This is a genomic window from Streptomyces sp. NPDC093261, assembly GCF_044753645.1.
Classification (GTDB): Bacteria; Actinomycetota; Actinomycetes; order Streptomycetales; family Streptomycetaceae; genus Streptomyces.
Genome location: NZ_JBIVNO010000008.1, coordinates 218412 through 235603 on the forward strand (window position 1 = coordinate 218412; position 17192 = coordinate 235603).

The 17192-nt window shown below is 72.3% G+C and carries 15 protein-coding genes; 6 read left to right on the forward strand and 9 right to left on the reverse strand.

Annotation, left to right across the window (positions count from 1 at the left end; translation table 11 throughout):
- Positions 1 to 249 precede the first annotated feature (249 nt).
- A complete protein-coding gene (locus ACIP94_RS19470) occupies positions 250 to 1110 on the reverse strand; it encodes a cache domain-containing protein (RefSeq protein ID WP_402426637.1) in 861 nt (286 codons plus the stop codon).
- A gap of 397 nt (positions 1111 to 1507) precedes the next feature.
- Between ACIP94_RS19470 and ACIP94_RS19475 the strand changes: the two genes are divergently transcribed.
- Positions 1508 to 2707: an ABC transporter substrate-binding protein gene (locus ACIP94_RS19475; protein WP_402426639.1), complete on the forward strand. Its 1200-nt coding sequence runs from the start codon at positions 1508 to 1510 to the stop codon at positions 2705 to 2707.
- Positions 2708 to 2765: 58 nt separating this feature from the next.
- Here the strand turns inward: ACIP94_RS19475 and ACIP94_RS19480 are convergent, their stop codons facing one another.
- Positions 2766 to 4253 carry an FGGY-family carbohydrate kinase gene (locus ACIP94_RS19480; RefSeq protein WP_402426641.1) on the reverse strand — a complete coding sequence of 496 codons (1488 nt, stop codon included), beginning with the start codon at positions 4251 to 4253 and terminating at the stop codon, positions 2766 to 2768.
- A 160-nt stretch (positions 4254 to 4413) separates the two neighbouring features.
- On the opposite strand from ACIP94_RS19480, the gene ACIP94_RS19485 reads away from it, so the two are divergent.
- The gene (locus tag ACIP94_RS19485) at positions 4414 to 5085 is read left to right on the forward strand and encodes an AIM24 family protein (RefSeq protein WP_402426643.1); all 672 of its coding nucleotides are present in this window, start codon (positions 4414 to 4416) and stop codon (positions 5083 to 5085) included.
- Between the two features lie 46 nt (positions 5086 to 5131).
- Here ACIP94_RS19485 and ACIP94_RS19490 read toward each other — a convergent pair whose 3' ends face one another.
- From ACIP94_RS19490 to ACIP94_RS19500, 3 genes are all read right to left on the reverse strand, one after another.
- Positions 5132 to 6904, reverse strand: a complete 1773-nt coding sequence (locus tag ACIP94_RS19490; RefSeq protein WP_402426645.1) for a M4 family metallopeptidase — start codon at positions 6902 to 6904, stop codon at positions 5132 to 5134.
- A 367-nt stretch (positions 6905 to 7271) separates the two neighbouring features.
- Entirely contained in the window at positions 7272 to 8321 is a 1050-nt protein-coding gene (locus ACIP94_RS19495; RefSeq protein ID WP_402426647.1) for a polyprenyl synthetase family protein, read from the reverse strand.
- Positions 8318 to 9364, reverse strand: a complete 1047-nt coding sequence (locus ACIP94_RS19500; RefSeq protein WP_402426649.1) for a tetratricopeptide repeat protein — start codon at positions 9362 to 9364, stop codon at positions 8318 to 8320. Before ACIP94_RS19500 ends, ACIP94_RS19495 begins: the two co-directional genes overlap by 4 nt.
- Before the next feature lie 347 nt (positions 9365 to 9711).
- On the opposite strand from ACIP94_RS19500, the gene ACIP94_RS19505 reads away from it, so the two are divergent.
- Entirely contained in the window at positions 9712 to 10338 is a 627-nt protein-coding gene (locus ACIP94_RS19505; protein ID WP_402426651.1) for an alpha-ketoglutarate-dependent dioxygenase AlkB, read from the forward strand.
- Between the two features lie 6 nt (positions 10339 to 10344).
- On the opposite strand, the gene ACIP94_RS19510 is transcribed toward ACIP94_RS19505, so the two are convergent.
- On the reverse strand, positions 10345 to 11031 hold the full coding sequence (locus ACIP94_RS19510; protein ID WP_402426653.1) for a TetR family transcriptional regulator: 687 nt from the start codon (positions 11029 to 11031) through the stop codon (positions 10345 to 10347).
- A 5-nt stretch (positions 11032 to 11036) separates the two neighbouring features.
- Positions 11037 to 12539 (reverse strand): MFS transporter, encoded by a 1503-nt coding sequence (locus ACIP94_RS19515; protein ID WP_402426655.1) that lies wholly within the window; start codon positions 12537 to 12539, stop codon positions 11037 to 11039.
- A gap of 413 nt (positions 12540 to 12952) precedes the next feature.
- On the opposite strand from ACIP94_RS19515, the gene ACIP94_RS19520 reads away from it, so the two are divergent.
- Positions 12953 to 13345, forward strand: a complete 393-nt coding sequence (locus ACIP94_RS19520) for a tyrosinase cofactor (RefSeq protein ID WP_402426656.1) — start codon at positions 12953 to 12955, stop codon at positions 13343 to 13345.
- Positions 13346 to 13379: 34 nt separating this feature from the next.
- Positions 13380 to 14204 (forward strand): tyrosinase family protein, encoded by an 825-nt coding sequence (locus ACIP94_RS19525; RefSeq protein ID WP_402426658.1) that lies wholly within the window; start codon positions 13380 to 13382, stop codon positions 14202 to 14204.
- A 123-nt stretch (positions 14205 to 14327) separates the two neighbouring features.
- On the opposite strand, the gene ACIP94_RS19530 is transcribed toward ACIP94_RS19525, so the two are convergent.
- Together ACIP94_RS19530 and ACIP94_RS19535 are read right to left on the reverse strand one after the other, a co-directional pair.
- On the reverse strand, positions 14328 to 15017 hold the full coding sequence (locus tag ACIP94_RS19530; protein ID WP_402426660.1) for a ribonuclease H: 690 nt from the start codon (positions 15015 to 15017) through the stop codon (positions 14328 to 14330).
- A gap of 102 nt (positions 15018 to 15119) precedes the next feature.
- Positions 15120 to 15914, reverse strand: a complete 795-nt coding sequence (locus tag ACIP94_RS19535; RefSeq protein ID WP_402426662.1) for a VOC family protein — start codon at positions 15912 to 15914, stop codon at positions 15120 to 15122.
- A 135-nt stretch (positions 15915 to 16049) separates the two neighbouring features.
- Between ACIP94_RS19535 and ACIP94_RS19540 the strand changes: the two genes are divergently transcribed.
- Positions 16050 to 17054, forward strand: coding sequence for a zinc-binding alcohol dehydrogenase family protein (locus ACIP94_RS19540; RefSeq protein WP_402426664.1), 1005 nt, complete (start codon positions 16050 to 16052; stop codon positions 17052 to 17054).
- Positions 17055 to 17192: the final 138 nt, after the last annotated feature.

A 17192-nucleotide genomic window follows, 5' to 3' on the forward strand; every position in this document is an offset into this window, starting at 1 on the left:
ACCGATCGGCCTCCGGCCCGGCCGCCGGGGGTCCTCCGGCCGGCCGGGCGCGGGTTCAGGCCCCGGCGATCAGCAGGCCACCGGTAGTGATCACCGTCACCGCGACCAGGGCGTCCAGCAGGCGCCGGGAGGAGGGGCGGGACAGGAAGCGGCCGGGCAGCGAACCAGCCCAGGCCGGCGAGGGCCGCGCCGAGCCCGAAGGTCCGGCGCAGCGAGCCGTGGCCGGCCGCGAGGGTGGCCGTGGCCGGGTCAGCCGTCCGCGACGACGAGGACGAGCGGGACGTCGTCGCACGGGACGAGCCGCAGTCCCTCGTGGCGGCCGGGCCGCGCCCCGGTGAGCACCGCGCCGAAGTCGGGGCCCTTGGTGAGCGAGCCGACCAGATGCGCCGGGTCGGCCGAGGCCGCAACCCGGCCGCGGGCGTTGACCAGGTGTGCCGCCCGGGGCAGCTTCCTGAGCAGCGGCATCACGGCCGCCTCGAAGTGCCTCAGATAGACGTCGGCCGCGGCGACCCCGGCGAACCGGCCCGCCACCTGGACCGGCGCGGACAGCGTGAGGCTGTACTCGTCGGAGCAGAGGTAGTCGACATACGGTCCGGCGACGGCGCGGCGGCCGGTGTCCCGGGGCAGCGTGAACCAGTCCCAGTGGGTGTAGTCGGAGTAGGCCGACTGCCGCGGGTCGAGGTCCAGCAGCAGCGGCCGTACGGCCCCGTCGGAGCCGGTCTGCCACCACTCCAGCCACGCCGGTACGTCGCCTAGCAGCCCCGGGGCCGCCACAAAGCCGACGCCGGAGACCAGTTCCCGCCGGAGAAGGTCCCGGTGGAGGCCGGGACGCAGCGCGGCGAGGTCGGCGGTCAGCGGGGAACGGCCCTCGGCGGCGACCCGGGTCAGCAGGGCCGTGGTGTCGCCCCGGACCCGGGCCACGGTCTCGAAGACGGCTTCCAGGGTGCGGCGCACCTGGGCCGCCACGCCGGCTTCGGTGACCGCGTCGAGCGTCGCCGTGGCCGCACCCGTGTGCCGACCGCCGTCTCTCGCGGTGGGACTCTGACCCGTAGGGACGGCCTGGGGGACAAGGCACGGAGAGGCGCCGGGCTGCTGCGGGAGGTCGGACATGACCGCGACGGTATACGCCCGGCTCGCTTCACCGCACCTTGACTGTCCGTCAACTTGCCTTGTAAACACGCAAGTTGATCAGAATGGCGACGCTCCGTAGGGTGTTGGCCACGCCGTCCGCCCGAAGGAGCCAACCCGTCCTCGGGGCGGACTCCCGGGCGGGTCGTGCCGGTCCGCCCACCGGCCAGGAGTGTCGTCCGAGCCCGCCGTCGCGACCCGCGGCACTCGGAGCCGCCCCGTCACCGACGCCGGCCGCCCCCACCCCGGATGCCGTGTGCGGCCGGACGGCCGCGCCATTCGTCCGGGTCGCATGCTGCACGCCCCGCGCATCCGCTGTCACCCGCCGCCACACAACCGCCCCCGATTCCCCCCACTCCCCCACACCGTGGAGATTTCCGTGCGTCTGAACAGATCCCTGAAAGCGACCGCGGCCGTCTGCTCGCTGCTGCTCATCGGCGGCTGCGGACTGTTCGCCGAGTCGAGCGCGTCCTCCTCGGCGGGCTTCAACCCGCCGGATCTCAAGGCGCAGTCGGAACTCGGCCGCGCGGAAGGCCAGGTGAACCTGGTCGCCTGGGCAGGGTATGTGGAGGACGGTTCCACGGATCCGAAGGCCGACTGGGTGACGCCTTTCGAGAAGCAGACCGGGTGCCAGGTCCACGCGAAGGTGGCGGCCAGTTCGGACGAGATGGTCAAGCTGATGAAGTCGGGCGCCTACGACGCCGTCTCCGCGTCGGGTGACGCCTCCCTCAGGCTCATCGCCTCGGGCGAGGCGGCGCCGGTGAACACCGACCTGGTGCCCAACTACAAGGACGTTTTCTTCGGGCTGAAGAACCAGAGCTGGAACTCCGTCGACGGCACGGCCTACGGCATTCCGCACGGCCGGGGCGCCAATCTGCTGATGTACAACACGCGCGAGGTCTCCCCCGCCCCCACGTCCTGGTCCGCGGTGTTCGACGACGCCTCCCGGTACAAGGGGCACCTCACGGCGTACGACTCACCGATCTACATCGCGGACGCGGCGCTGTATCTGCGCGAGACCCGGCCGGGGCTGCGCATCCAGAATCCGTACGCGCTCGACCAGCACCAGTTCGACGAGGCCGTCGACCTGCTGAGGAAGCAGCGCCCCAACGTCGGCGAGTACTGGAACGAGTACCTCAAGGAGATCTCCGCCTTCAAGAGCGGCGACTCGGTCATCGGCACCACCTGGCAGGTCATCGCCAACCTCGCCCGGGGCGAGGGCGCCAAGGTCAAGGCGGTCCTTCCGCAGGAGGGGGCCACAGGATGGTCCGACACCTGGATGCTGTCCGCCAAGGCGAAGCACCCCAACTGCGCGTACAAATGGATGAACTGGATCATCTCCCCCAAGGTCAACGCGCAGGTGGCCGAGTACTACGGCGAGGCGCCCGCCAACATCAAGTCCTGCGACGAGACCAGCGACCCGGCGTTCTGCGACACCTTCCACGCCACCGACGAGAGCTACTGGAAGGACATCGCGTTCTGGACGACTCCGATCGAGCAGTGTCTCGACGGCCGGACGAACGTCAAGTGCGTACCGTACTCCCGGTGGGTGCAGGCCTGGACGGAGATCAAGGGCTGAGCCGGTCCGCCCGGCGCCACCCGGCGGGCCCACCCGTGAGGACCGTCGACGGCGGTCCTCACTCCCGTGGGACGTCGGCCGTGGCGCGCTGACGACGGGCGAGCGCGTGGCCGATGTCGCGGGTCGCCGGGTACAGGCGTAGGTAGAGGTCGTAGAGACCGTCGTAGCGGGACTGCCGGCGGGCATCGGGCAGGACGCGCTCGCGCACCGGGTTCCAGCGGTCGATGTCGGCCCCGCCGACCGCGTTCGCGGCCAGGAAGGCCGCCCCGTAGCTCGCGCCGAGCGTCACGGCCCTGATCTCCTGCTCCAGTCCCGTGACATCGGAGACGATCCGCGTCCACAGACCGCCCTGGGTGCCCCCGCCCACCGCGACGACCCGGCGGATGTCGGCACCGGCCGCGCGCATCGCCTCCGCGTTGTGCCGCACCCCGAAGGCGGTCGCCTCCAGAGCGGCGCGGTACAGATCGCCGCGGGTGTGCTCCACGGTCAGTCCGGCGATCACGCCCCGGGCGTCCGGGTCGGCGATCGGGGTGCGCTCCCCCGCGAAGTAGGGCAGCATCAGCAGGCCCTTCGCGCCGACCCCGGACGCCTCGGCCTCGGCGAGGAGGGCGCGGTGCCCGGAGACACCGAACAGTTCCCGCAGCCAGTCGGTGATCACCCCGGAGGTGGCCATGCCGCCGGCGAGGCTGCGCGTACCGGGCAACGCGCCGACCGTGCTCCACAGTTCCGGCACCAGGAGCCGCTCCGCCACGGTGTGGATCAGGAACATGGTGCTGCCATACATGAGCATCAGGTCGCCGGTGTGCTGGGCACCGACGCTCAGCGCCTCCGACCAGGCGTCGACGGTGCCGGTGACGACCGGGATGCCGACGGGGAGCCCGGTGGCGGCCGCCGCGCCGGCGGTGACCCGCCCGGCGATCTCACCGGGCCAGCGCAGTGGCGGCAGTTCGAGGTCCGGTGCGATCCGGCGCGCCCAGGGGCGGTACCACTTCTGGGCGGTGGAGTCGTACAGCGGTACGGACTGGCTCGCCGAGTGGTGGTCGAGCACATAGGCGCCGGTGAGCCGGTTCACCAGATAGGAGCTGGGCATGTACAGCCGCCGGGCGCGGGCGGTGATGCCGGGACGGTGCTCCGCGAGCCAGGCGATCTTGGGGCCCACCGCCTGGGTGGACAGCAGGGATCCGCAGCGCTGGAGGACTGCGTCGGGGCCGAGTTCGGCGTCGAGCCGGGCGATCTGGGCGGTGGCGCGGGTGTCGACGCCGTACAGGATGGCCGGGTGCAGCGGTGTGTCGTTCTCGTCGGCGAGGGCCACACACGGGCCCATGCCGCTGACGCCGACCGCCTCGACGGCGGTCCCGGGCGGTACCAGCTCGCGGGCCAGGGAGGCGAACTCGTCCCACCAGAGGGCGGCGTCCATCTCGACATGGCCCGGCCTCGGCCGGCTGACCGCATGCGGCCGCACCGCCGTGCCGAGCACCGTCCCGTCCGCGCCGACCAGCACACCTTTGCTGCTGGACGTACCGATGTCGACCCCGAGCACCGTCATGCGCTTTCCGTCCTTCGCTTCGTGACCCCCGGGACATCGTTCCCCTCCCGCGGGGCGGCCACTGGCCGAAACGCAGAAGTCGGGGTGTTCAGGGGGCTGTTGCTGTTTCGGGACATCGTCGACCTTGGCGGAACGTGATCTTCCGGGACACCATGCGCTCATGAAGGGTGATCTCTTTTCCAGCGACAACATGGTGCAGCCAGCCGACCGGCCGGGCATGTCCGTGCAGAACGCCAAGTCCATCCGGTACGTGGTGGACGGCGAGATGTTCGCGCGGCAGGGCGCGATGGTCGCCTACCGCGGGAACCTGCAGTTCGAACGCAAGGGCCAGGGCGTGGGCGGAATGCTCAAGCGGGCCGTCACCGGTGAGGGGCTGCCGCTGATGACCGTGCGCGGCCAGGGCGAGGCATGGTTCGCGCATGAGGCGCAGAACTGCTTCATCGTGGACGTCGAGCAGGGTGACGAGTTCACGGTCAACGGGCGCAATGTGCTCTGCTTCGACGCGACGCTCTCCTACCGGATCCAGACCGTGAAGGGTGCTGGCGTCAGTGGCGGCGGGCTGTTCAACAGCGTGTTCACCGGGCATGGCCGGCTGGGGCTGGTCTGCGAGGGCAACCCGCTCGTCATACCGGTCTCGCCGCAGCAGCCGGTGTACGTGGACACCGACGCGGTGGTGGGCTGGACCGCGCGGCTGCAGACCGCGCTGCACCGGTCGCAGTCCATCGGGTCGATGCTGCGCGGGGGTTCGGGGGAAGCGATCCAGCTCAAGCTGGACGGCCAGGGCTATGTGGTCGTACGGCCCAGTGAGCTGACCCCGCAGAAGGAGCACTGAGCGCGGGGGCCCGCCGGGCGGCGGGCCCCCGCGTGTCCGGGCCGGATCAGCGGCCGTCGGACGGGGCGTCGGCGTCCGTCACATTGACGGCCGCCCATGCCGCGTCGACCGTCTTGTACTCGGTGCTGCTCGCGCCGTACATGTCGGTGGCGGCCTTCAGCGTCGCGGTGCGCGCGTCATGGAAGTCCGTCGTGGAGACCATGTACCGGGTGAGCGCCCGGTAGAAGATCGCCAGGGCCTTCGCCCGGCCGATACCGGTCACCTTCGAGCCGTCGTAGGTCGGCGACTCGTACGCCACACCGCCGATGGTCTTCCTGCCGCTGCCCTCGGCCAGCAGGTAGAAGGCGTGCGAGGAGACACCGGAACCGGCGTGCACCTCGGTGTCGTAGACCTGCGGCGACCAGTAGTCGACCGTGCCCTCGAGCTTGTCGAGGGACGGGTGGTCGAGGCGCCGCAGGAACTTCTGCCGCAGCCCGAGCTTCTCGCCCATCAGGTAGTTCGGCGGGTTCTTCGGGTTGTTGGCGGCGAACTCGACGCCCGAGCCGAAGATGTCCGCGAGCGACTCGTTGAGCGCGCCCGGCTCGCCGTACTGGCCATAGCGGTCCACGCGCGTCGGTTCGAGGCCGGCGGTGGCGTCGACGACGCCGTGGGTCAGCTCGTGACCGGTGACGTCGAGGACGACGAGCGGCTTCTTGAACAGCCTGCCGTCCCCGTCGCCGTACAGCATGCAGCCGCAGTCGGAGTCCCAGAAGGCGTTGCCGACCTTGTTGCCGAAGTGGACCATCGCGTGGGCGCCCGTGCTGTTGTTCCTGATGCCCTTGCGGCCGAAGGTCTTCTTGTAGAAGTCCAGCGTCTTGGTGATGCCGTACTGGGCGTCGACCGCGACGGTGGCGCGGTTCGAGGTGGCGCCGTTGCCCCACTCGTCGGTGGTGCTGGTCAGTGCGGTGCCGCGCGAGAAGACCTCCAGCTCCCGGCCCTTGGCGTCGCGGGTCTCGGTGCCCCAGCGGGTCGGGTCCTTGAGGAGGTAGCTCGTGCGGGCGGTCCGGGTGGTGGTCAGCGGCACCTTGCCGACGAACAGGGAGGTGCCGGTGCCGTTCGCGGTCGACGGGTAGTGGGCGGCCGCGGATGCCGGCGCGGCGGTGAGGCCGGACAGCGCCACCTGTCCGTCGGTCCCCGGGGTCGCCGACTCCCCCCGCTTGCGCAGGGTCTCCCCCAGCCTGGGCGAGATGAACTCGTCGTTGTCGGGCGTGTCGCTGCGGACCCGGCCGGTCAGCGCGTCCACGACGACCGTCCGGGAACCGCCCGCCTCGGCGGTGCGGCTGTCCGTGACGCGCACCTGGTAGGCGAGCGCGGCGTGGCCGTCACGGGCGTCGAGCACGAGCTCGGCGGTGCCCGCCTCACCCTGCGCGGCGTCGGCGGCCTTGCGCTCGGCCTCTTCGGCGGTCAGCTTCGCCGCGGTGGTGGCGGGCTTGACGGCGTGGTCCGCGGCGCGGGTCACCCCCAGGTAGCCGCCCCGCCGGTCGAGATGGACGACCAGGTCGCCGCCGAGGACGGGCATGCCCTGATGGCTGCGGAGGAAACGGACGTGCTGCTTACCGTCCGGGTCGGTCATGACGTCCTTCGCCTGCAAGGTGTCCCCCCGCGTGACACCGGTGGCGGAGGCGTGGGCGAACGCGGCGGCCCGGGCCGCGTCGACCGGCGAGGCGGTCGCGGTGGCCCCGGCGGCGGGTGCGTCGGCGAGCGCCGGGGTGGCCGGGAAAGTGGCCGCCGTCGCCACCGTGACGGCGACGGTCAGCCTGCGTATATGGGGGCTGCGCACAGAGTTCCTTTGCTCCAGGGGGCGGTCGTGAGCGCCAACCGCCCATGCACACAGCGCCGTTGAGCGCCGTGGGGGCTGGTCGGGCCCCGGTGCGCCACCCTCATGCATTCACCATGTACATGTAAAGGAGAAGGATCCCTTTTACGGCTTTTCAGGTGATCTCTTTACGAAAGTTCGGATATGGGTGACCGGCCGGTGACCGACGGTGCGTCGGGGGGAGAGATGGGCGGCGGGCTGGGCCGGTTGCCCGACGGCCGTCTCCCGGACGAGATGTGACCGATGTCGCATCGCCTCCGGGGCCCGGGCTGCGGTGGCCGATGCCGCGTCGCCTCCGGCCCCGCAGGGCGGTGGCCGGAGGCGAGCGGGCTCAGACCGTGCGCCGGGTCAGGACCGAGAGCAGGCTGCGCAGGTCCCCGGCGGCGTGCGGCGAGCAGGGGACCGCGTCCAGGAGGGCGTCGGCGGCGGCGAGATGACGGCGCGCCTCGCGCAGGGCGGCCGCACGGCCACCCGCCCGCGCCACAAGGCCGGCGGCACGCTCCGCCGTGTCACGGGCGCCGAGCAGTTCGGCCAGCTCGGGGCCGTACGAACCGCCGAGGGCGGCGAGGACCGGGAAGGTCTTCTTCCCTTCCCGCAGATCGCCGTGGACGGGCTTGCCCGTGACCTCGGGATCGCCCCAGATGCCCAGCAGGTCGTCGACGATCTGGAACGCCACACCGAGGTGACGGCCGGCGCGGTCGAGGGCGGCCACGGTCTGGTCGCCGGCTCCGCCGAGGTGGGCACCCAGAGCGAGGGCACAGCCGAGCAGCGCCCCCGTCTTGTGCTCGGCCATCGTCTCGTACTCCCTGGCGGTCACGGCCTCGGGGCCGGTCCACGGGCGGCGGGCGAAGAGCAGGTCGTCGGCCTGGCCCCGGACGAGATCGTCGAGGGCGCCGGCGAGCCGGCGCGCGGCGGCCGGGTCCGCGCTGAGGATCTCCACGGCGAGGGCGAGGAGCGCGTCGCCCGCGAGGACGGCGGGGCCGGTACCGTACGCCTTCCACAGTGCGGGGCGACCGCGGCGCAGGGCGTCACCGTCCATGATGTCGTCGTGCACCAGCGAGAAGGTGTGCACGAGTTCGACGGCCACGGCGGCGGGAACGCCGGTGCCGGCGGGCGCGCCGGCCAGTTCGGCGCCGAGCAGGGCGAGCGCCTGGCGGATGCCCTTGCCGCCACGAGGGCCGGCGTCCGTCCCGCGGCCGCCGGGCGCCGTCCCGCCGCGGCCGAGCGCGTACTCGGCCATCTCGGCGACCCAGGGGTGCAGCGTGGCGACGGCGTCCGCGAGGGCGGGGGCGACGAGATCGCGGGCCCGGTCGAGGATCCGCCCGGCGGCGAGGTCCTCCCGCGGGGAGCCGAGCGCGTCCGCGGTGGTCGGGGCGGTCATCGTGCGGTTCCTTCCGGGGCGGTGAGCCCGAGTTCACCGTAGGCCCGCAGGACCATCGCACGGCCGTGCCGCAGCCCGATCCCTTCCAACTCCCGGGCGAGCGCGTCGAGATCGGCGGTGGTCTCGGCGCGGTCACGGCCCAGCCGCGCCCGCGACTTGACGAGGCCCAGACGGGCGAGGGCGGTCCCACGCGGCTCGTCCATGCCCTCGAACTCCGCGAGCGCCTGAGCGTAGATCTCGCGCGCCTCCTCGTAACGCCCGGCGCGGTAGAGGACGTTGCCGCGCATCTTGTGGTTGTAGGCGAGCGCGCCGAGGAGGTTCATCGCCCGGCAGCCGGCCTCCGCCTCCGACAGCAGCTCCAGGGCCCGCTCCGTGTTCCCGTCCCGGACCGAGAGGATGTCGGCGAGACCACGCAGCGCCCAGGCGTGACCGCGGCGGTCGTCGGCGCGGGCGGCGATGTCGGCCGCCTCCTCGAACATGGCGTACGCGGTGTCGTACGCACCGGTGTTGCGGTGTATCTGCGCGATGCCCTCCAGTGCCCACACGGTGTGGCGGGCCTCGCCACGGCGGCGGGCCTCGGCCAGAAGCTGCTCGTGCAGGGCGGTCACGGCCTCGTAGTCGCCCTGAATGCGACCGGTCTCGGCCATTCCCGCGAGCGAATATCCGCGCACGACGACATCGCCGGCCCGCTCGCCGAGGTCGGCGGCGAGCCGCAGCAGCCGCCAGGCCAGGGGCAGGGCACCGCGCTGCCGGGCCAGGGTCCCGCCGCTCCACAGGGCCCAGGCCATCGCCGCGGTGTCACCGGCCTCCCGGGCCGTGCGGTAGCTCGCCTTCCAGGCTCGGTCGGCGTCGGCGACCTGGCCGAGCCGGCGGTGCGCCTCGGCGACCGCGAGACCGGAGCGGGCCGCCTCCTGCCGGGCCCCGGCGCGCTCGGCGGCCCGCAGGTGCTCGGTGCCCGCGGCCAGGACATCCGTGAGCGGGGAGTTCACGGACAGGGAGGTCAGAGCGCCCTGGTACTCCGGGGCGAAGGCCTTGCCGTACATGAGTGCCTTTCGGTCTGCTGCCGGCCGGGCGCGTGGGCGCACGACCGACGGGTGCTGGCTGTCGGCGGCGGCAGGCACGGCGAGACCCGGCTGCGCACTCCGTGGGGATGTGCACGTATACGCGAGATGTATACGCAACATGTATACACGGAGCGTATAGGACCCGGGACATCCGCCCGGAACCCTTTTCGGTGATCGGTCCGCACTACCGCCCGTTGTCGATCAGGACGTCATCCGGATCCCCAAGGTTGCTTCGCAGCAAAGCAGTTGACCTACGCCACACCGGCACACGGCGGACGCCGGTCGTAATCAGAACACATTTTCGAATCGAGGAGTACGCTGCCCCTATGGCCACGCATCTCCAGGGCTCGCTGTTCGACCAGACCGACGACCTCCGGCTCGCCCCGCTCGACGGGCTGCGGCGGACCCCGCTCGGCGCCGGGGCATGGATCGACCTGCTCCCGGGATGGCTCAGCGGGGCCGACGCGCTGTTCGAGCGGCTGGCCGCCGAGGTGCCGTGGCGGGCCGAGCGACGGAAGATGTACGACCACACGGTGGACGTGCCGCGGCTCCTCGCCTACTACCACCCGGGCGAGCCCCTGCCCGACCCCGTTCTGGAGGAGGCCCGCGACGCCCTGTCCGCCCACTACGCGGACGAGCTGGGGGAACCCTTCGCCACAGCCGGGCTCTGCTACTACCGGGACGGCCGCGACAGCGTGGCCTGGCACGGGGACCGGATCGGCCGCGGCGCGCGCGAGGACACCATGGTCGCCATTCTCTCCGTGGGCGCTCCCCGGGATCTGGCGCTCAGGCCGCGCGGCGGCGGGGAGACCCTGAGGCGTCCGCTCGGCCACGGCGACCTGATCGTCATGGGTGGCAGCTGCCAGCGCACATGGGAGCACGCGGTGCCGAAGAGCACCCGGGCGACCGGACCCCGGATCAGTATCCAGTTCCGGCCGCGCGGGGTGAACTGACCTCGCTCAGGGCGTCAGCTGCGCCTGGACGACCGGGGCGTAGCGCTCGACGATCGCCTCGACGTCCAGGACGCGCAGATGGGTTCCGCGCGCGATGCCGAACATCACGCCCAGTCCCAGCAGGGTGCCGACCGCGAGCTCCGCGCGCAGGCCGGCGTCGGGCCCGCTCAGCCGCTCGGCGAGGCGGTCGGTGACCTGGGTGCGGAAGTTCTCGCGCAGGATGTCGCCCTGGTCGCCGTGCAGGGGGGCGAACACGATGCGCAGGAGGGGGTCGGCACCCTGCCGGGTCTGGCTCACCAGGACCTGTCGGACCATATGCCCCCCGAGGTCGGTGAGCGGTGCGTCCAGCAGGGCCGAGGCGTCCGTCTCGAAGGACATCACCTGGGAGAAGAGGGTGTCCTTGTTGCCGAAGTACTTCAGGATCAGCGGCGGACTGACCCCTGCCCGTTCGGCGACCGCCTTGAGCGTGATGTCGGCGTGGGCCTGACGCGCGAGGAAGTGACGGGCGGCACGGAGGATCGCCGCCTTCGTCGCCTCGGCGTCGCGGCGGGCCGGGGATCCGCCGGTGCCCGTCTGACGGACGGGAGCCGCCGCGGGCCCGGCGTCCCGGTGGGCCGCTCTCTCGTCGGCCCGGCGGGCCGCTGGGTCCTCGGCGGCTCCGCCCCGGCGGGCGGCAGCGGATGAGGGGGGCACGGTACTCACGCTCCTTCCAGCGCCTCGTCCTGAGGCACCGTGGTCTCCCCCCGTACCCCGCCGAGGCCGCCGGACCCCCCGTCCCGCGGGATGGCGAGGGCGGCGGCACTGGCCGCCAGTGCGACGCCGCCCGCCATGGCGAACGCCACCAGGTACCCGTGCAGCGTGGGCACGGGCACGCCGGCGACACGGCTGGTGTGGCGGACCAGGACCGCCGCGACGGCCGCGCTGCAGACGGCCTGGCCGATGGTGCGCATCAGGACGTTCACACCGTTCGCGGAGGCTGTCTGGTCGGCCGGCACGGCACGCAGGATCAGGGTGGGCAGGGCCGAGTAGGCGAGGGTCGTGCCGGTGGCCACGATCGAGGCACCCACGACGATCATCCACAGATCACGGCTGTCCGCGATGCGTACGGCGTAGCCGAGCGCGAGGACGGCCGCGCCGAGGGCGAGGGTGACCCGGGGACCGCGGGCCGCCGAAATACGGGCCGAGAGCGGGGAGAACAGCAGCATCGTCACCCCGCCGGGCAGCAGGCACAGGCCGCTGCCCACGATGGACAGGCCCAGCCCGTAACCGGTGGCCTTCGGCGCCTGGACGAGCTGGGCCGTGAGCAGCGAGTTGGCGTAGAACCCGAAACCGACCACGAGCGCCGTCAGATGGGGCAGGGCCACACGCGGGCGGGACGCGAGGCGCAGATCGACGAGGGGCCGTTCGGCACGCAGCTGCTGCCGGCACCACAGGGCGAGCACCACGACGCAGGCCGAGAACAGGCCGACGATCCGCGGGCTGCCCCACCCCCACGCGCCGCCCTGTGACACGCCCAGCAGCAGACAGACCAGCGCGGCGGCGAGCCCGAGCGCGCCCAGGACGTCAAAGCGCCCCGGAGCGCGTACCGGCGACTCGCGCACCGCCCACCAGGCGAGCAGCAGACCGAGGACGCCCAGGCAGGTGGTCGCCCAGAACATGGCGTGCCAGTTCGCGTACTGGATGACGAGGGCGGCCAGCGGCAGCCCCAGGGCGGCGCCGATGCCGACGGTGGAACTCATCAGCGCGACCGCGGATCCGGTGCGCCGGGGCGGCAGTTCGTCGCGCAGGATGCTGATCGACAGCGGGACGACCGAGGCCGCCGCGCCGGACAGGGCACGCGCGGTGATGAGCACCGTGATGTCGGAGGAGAGGGCGCACAGCAGCGAGCCGAGGGTCATCAGCCCGAGGGCGGCCAGCAGCACGCGCCGTTTGCCGTACATGTCCCCCGCGCGCCCGAGCACCGGGGTGAGCACCGCGCCGGCCAGCAGGGTGGCGGTGACCATCCAGGAGACGGTGCCCGCGGACGCGCCGGTGAGCCGGGGCAGGTCGGGCAGCAGGGGGACGACCACCGTCTGCATGACGGCCATGAGGATGCCGCCGAACGCCAGCACCGGGACCGCCAGCCGGTCCCGCGCTCCCGGCCGTCCGTCCCTGCTGTCGGGGCCGGGGAGGCGGTGGGAGGGGGCGGGTATCGGGACCATGGACACTCCGGCGGCGGTGCGGAAAGCTGGGTGAATGCCCATTCACCTTAACTGGTGAATGGGCATTCACCCAAAAAATTCTCTTCAGGCCGCACGGGCGCGGGAAGCGCCGGCCGCCGCCTTGCAGGGCGGGGCCACGCGGCAGTTCGCGTCAGATCACGGACGTGAGCCGCGCCACGCACGGGACGCCCGCCGCGAAAGATCCTCGTCCACCGACTGCCAACAGGGCGGAATTTTCCCGTCCGTCGCGTCCGCGGCACCCTTCACAGCAAGATCATCTTCGTTCAACTTTGCAGGACATGTAGGCAATTGTCCTGATCGCAGCCAACCCCCTCGCGACGATTTCCCGGCCCGGGCAGCCGCCGGATAGGCAGGACGCGACGTCAACTTCCAGTGACCCAGGAGGACTTCGTATGCCCGAACTCACCCGCCGCCGCGCCCTCGCGGCCGGGGCCGCCGTCGCGGCCGGCGGTCTCGCTGCGCAGGCTGCCCCGGCATCCGCCGCCACCTCGTACTCCTCCGTACCAGGCTCCGCCGCTATGGCTCCGGGGCACGATCACGGCGCGCCCGCTCCCTTCGACGAGGTCTACCGGGGCCGCCGAATAGAGGGCCGCGCCACCACGGGCGGCCACCATGGATCCGGATATGGCGTGTTCATCGATGGGATCGAACTGCATGTGATGCGCAACGCGGACGGCAGCTGGATCAGTGTGGTCAGCCACTACGACCCCGTGCCGAGCCCCCGTGCGGCGGCCCGCGCCGCCGTAGTGGAGCTACAGGGCGCCCCGCTCGTCCCGTTCAACTGACCGTCCCCCACAGGATTTCCGGAGCCTTCCGCACATGACCGTACGCAAGAACCAGGCGAGCCTCACCGCCGACGAGAAGCGGCGGCTGGTCGCCGCGTTCGTCGAGCTCAAGCGCAGCGGACACTACGACGCCTTCGTCACGACCCACAACGCCTTCATCATGGGCGACACCGACACCGGTGAACGGACGGGCCATCGCTCACCGTCCTTCCTGCCCTGGCACCGCAGATTCCTCATCGAGTTCGAGCGGGCGCTGCAGTCCGTCGACTCCTCGGTCGCGCTGCCGTACTGGGACTGGACCACCGACCGCTCCGCGCGCTCCTCACTGTGGGCGCCGGACTTCCTCGGCGGCACGGGTCGCAGCCTGGACGGGCGGGTGATGGACGGACCGTTCGCCGCGTCCGCCGGCAACTGGCCGATCACCGTGCGCGTGGACAGCCGTACCTATCTCCGGCGCTCCCTCGGGGAGGGCGGACGCGCGTTGCCCACCCGGGCCGATGTCGACTCGGTGCTCGCCCTGTCCACGTACGACATGGCGCCCTGGAACAGCGCGTCCGACGGGTTCCGCAACCACCTCGAAGGGTGGCGGGGCGTCAACCTCCACAACCGGGTGCATGTGTGGGTGGGCGGTCAGATGGCCACCGGGGTCTCCCCCAACGACCCGGTCTTCTGGCTGCACCACGCCTTTGTCGACAAGCTGTGGGCCGAGTGGCAGCGCCGGCATCCGACGTCCGGCTACCTGCCGACGGGCGGCACGCGGTACGTCGTCGACCTCGACGAACCGATGAAGCCGTGGAACAACGTGCGTCCCGCCGATCTGCTGGACCACGCGGCGTACTACGCGTTCGACACCGACTGAGATCCCGTCCGGCGGCCCGGTCCCGGCAGGGGCCGGGCCGCAACGGCCGACGGTCCGGGCCCGGCTCGGGGCGGCGGCCGAGAAGACGGTGGCGGCGCAGGGGCCGACGCCACCGCTGCGGCCCTAGTCCTCGCCGGTCGTGCGGCACTCCGGGTGGCCCCAGCCCTGGGCGTTCTTGGCGATGGGGTCGCCGGCCGCGTACGCGCGGCCGCAGACGCAGCGACCGGGGAACTTGGCCTTGAGGGTGCGGCCGGAGATGCGCTTCCTCGCGGGCGCGCCGCGGCGGGCCGGGGCGGCTGCCGCCGGGGCGGGCGAGGGCGGCGGCTCGGGCGAGCCGTGCTCACTGCCCGCGGGCTGCTGCAAGCCGGCCGCCTGGCTGGCGGCGCGGTCCGCGAAATCGTTGAGGCGGTCGCCGCCCACCTGGTGCGCGGGGACATAGCGGAACTCGACCTCACGGCCGTCGAGCAGCGCGTCGATCCGCACGACCAGGTCCCGGTTGGCGACGGGCTTGCCGGCGGAGGTCTTCCAGCCGTTGCGCTTCCAGCCGGGCAGCCAGGTCGTGACGGCCTTCATCGCGTACTGGGAGTCCATCCGGATCTCCAGCGGGACATTCCGGTCGACGGCGGTCAACAGCCGTTCCAGCGCGGTCAGTTCGGCGACGTTGTTGGTCGCCCTGCCCAGCGGGCCGGCTTCCCAGCGGCCGGGGATCTCGTCGTCTGCGGCGACGACCCAGGCCCATCCGGCAGGTCCGGGGTTTCCCTTCGAAGCCCCGTCGCAGGCGGCCACAACTCGTTCAGGCATGTCTCCGATCATGCCACGGCTCGGTGACCGCACCGGAGCCCGGGGCGAACCGAGCGCACCTCACCGGAGCCCCGGCGCAGCCGGCGGATCCGCCGTCCCTGCGCCGCCCGGCCCCTACACCACGGTCATGTCCGGCATCCTGCCCTGCGCGGTGGTGCCGTCGATGACGGAGAAATGGGCGCCCTGGGGATCGCTCAGCGCCGCGAACCGGCCGAAGGGGCTGTCCATCGGGCCGAACCGCAGGATCCCGCCGTGCCCCTTCGCCCGCTCGACCGCGGCGTCGCAGTCGTCGACGGTGAAGTACACATTGACGTAGGACGGGACCTCCGGCGGGAAGTCGTCCGTCATCTTCATACGGCCGAGGACGGGTGTGCCGCCCAGTTCGAAGACGCGGAAGTCGATCGCCTCGTCCTGGATCTGCTTGACCTGGTAGGGGAAGACCGCGGGGAAGAAGACGTCGGACTTCTCCGGCTCGCGGGTGAAGACCTCGGCCCAGCAGTACGCGCCGGGCACTCCCGTGGCCTCGAAGCCCTCATGGGTGCCCGCCTGCCAGAGGCCGAAGACGGCACCGCTCGGGTCGCGGGCCAGGGCCATGGTGCCGAAGTCGCCGACCTTCATCGGTTCCATCAGCACCTCGCCGCCTTCCTCCCGGATCCTCCGTGCCGTCGCGGCGGCGTCCTCGGCCGCGAAGTACAGGCACCAGGCGGACTGGCCTTCCTGTCCCGGCATGGGCGGTACGACCGCGGCGACCGCCTTGCCGTCGGCGTACGCCTGTGTGTAGTGGCCGTACTCGGACGTCGACTCGCCGAACGTCCAGCCGAGGACATCGCCGTAGAAACGTTTGGCACCCTCGAAGTCGCTGAACATCGCGTCCGCCCAGCAGGGCGTTCCCTCCGGCTGTACCGCCATGGCGTGCGACCTTTCCCGGTTCGGCGGCTCGGGCTCCGTTTCCCACGGTAGCCAGGTCCGCAGCGCGCCGCGCGCCGGTCCACGCACCTGTCCGACACTGGAACGGGGCTGTCGTCGAGGGACGGGGAGCGGGCGATGCGCGCATGGGTGGTGGACCGGCCGGGTCCCGTCGAAGGGGAGCCGCTGCGGTTCGCGGAGCGGCCGGTCCCGGTGCCGGGGACGGGCGAGTTGCTGGTGCATGTGCGGGCGTGCGGTGTGTGCCGGACGGATCTGCACGTCGTCGAGGGCGATCTGCCGGTGCACCGGCCGGGGGTGACGCCCGGGCACGAGGTGGCGGGCGTGGTGGCCGCGGTGGGAGAGGCGGCGGGCGGATGGGCCGTCGGCGACCGGGTCGGGGTCGCGTGGCTGCGCCGTACGGACGGCAGCTGCCGGTACTGCGTGCGGGGAGCGGAGAACCTGTGTCCCGCCTCCGAGTACACCGGCTGGGACGCCGACGGCGGCTACGCCGAGTACACGACGGTGCCCGCGGCCTTCGCCTACCGGCTGCCGGCGGACGTGGACGATGTGGCGCTGGCGCCGCTGCTGTGCGCGGGCATCATCGGTTACCGGGCGCTGCTGCGGACGTCGCTGCCGCGGGGCGGGCGGCTGGGGCTGTACGGGTTCGGCGGCAGCGCGCATCTGTGCGCGCAGGTCGCGCTGGCGCAGGGGGCCACCGTGCACGTTCTGACCAGGGACGAGGCGTCGCGGCGGCTCGCGCTCTCGCTCGGGTGCGCGTCGGCGGGCGGTGCCTACGATCCGCCGCCGGAGCCGCTGGACGGGGCGATCCTGTTCGCACCGGCCGGGGAGCTGGTCCCGGTGGCCCTGCGGGGACTGGACCGGGGCGGCGTGCTGGCGGTCGCGGGCATTCATCTGAGCGACGTCCCGGTGCTGCACTACGAGAGCGAGCTGTTCTACGAGAAGGAGGTGCGCAGCGTCACCTCGAACACCCGGGACAACGGACGGGAGTTCCTGGACCTCGCCGCCCGGTACGGCGTCCGCGCGACCACGCATCCCTACCGCCTGTCGCAGGCGCGACATGCTCTCCGTGATCTGAAGGCCGGGCGATTCGACGGGGCGGCCGTTCTGGTCAACGACCTCTGAGGGTGTCGGGGGGTGGCGCGGATGCGAGCCCGACCGCCCCGTGCGTGGATGGACTCGGGACGTGTGGTCACGGAGGTGGCGCTGTGGGCGTTGAGAACGCTGCAGACCCGCCGCCCGGCCTGGAGGACGCTCTCGAGT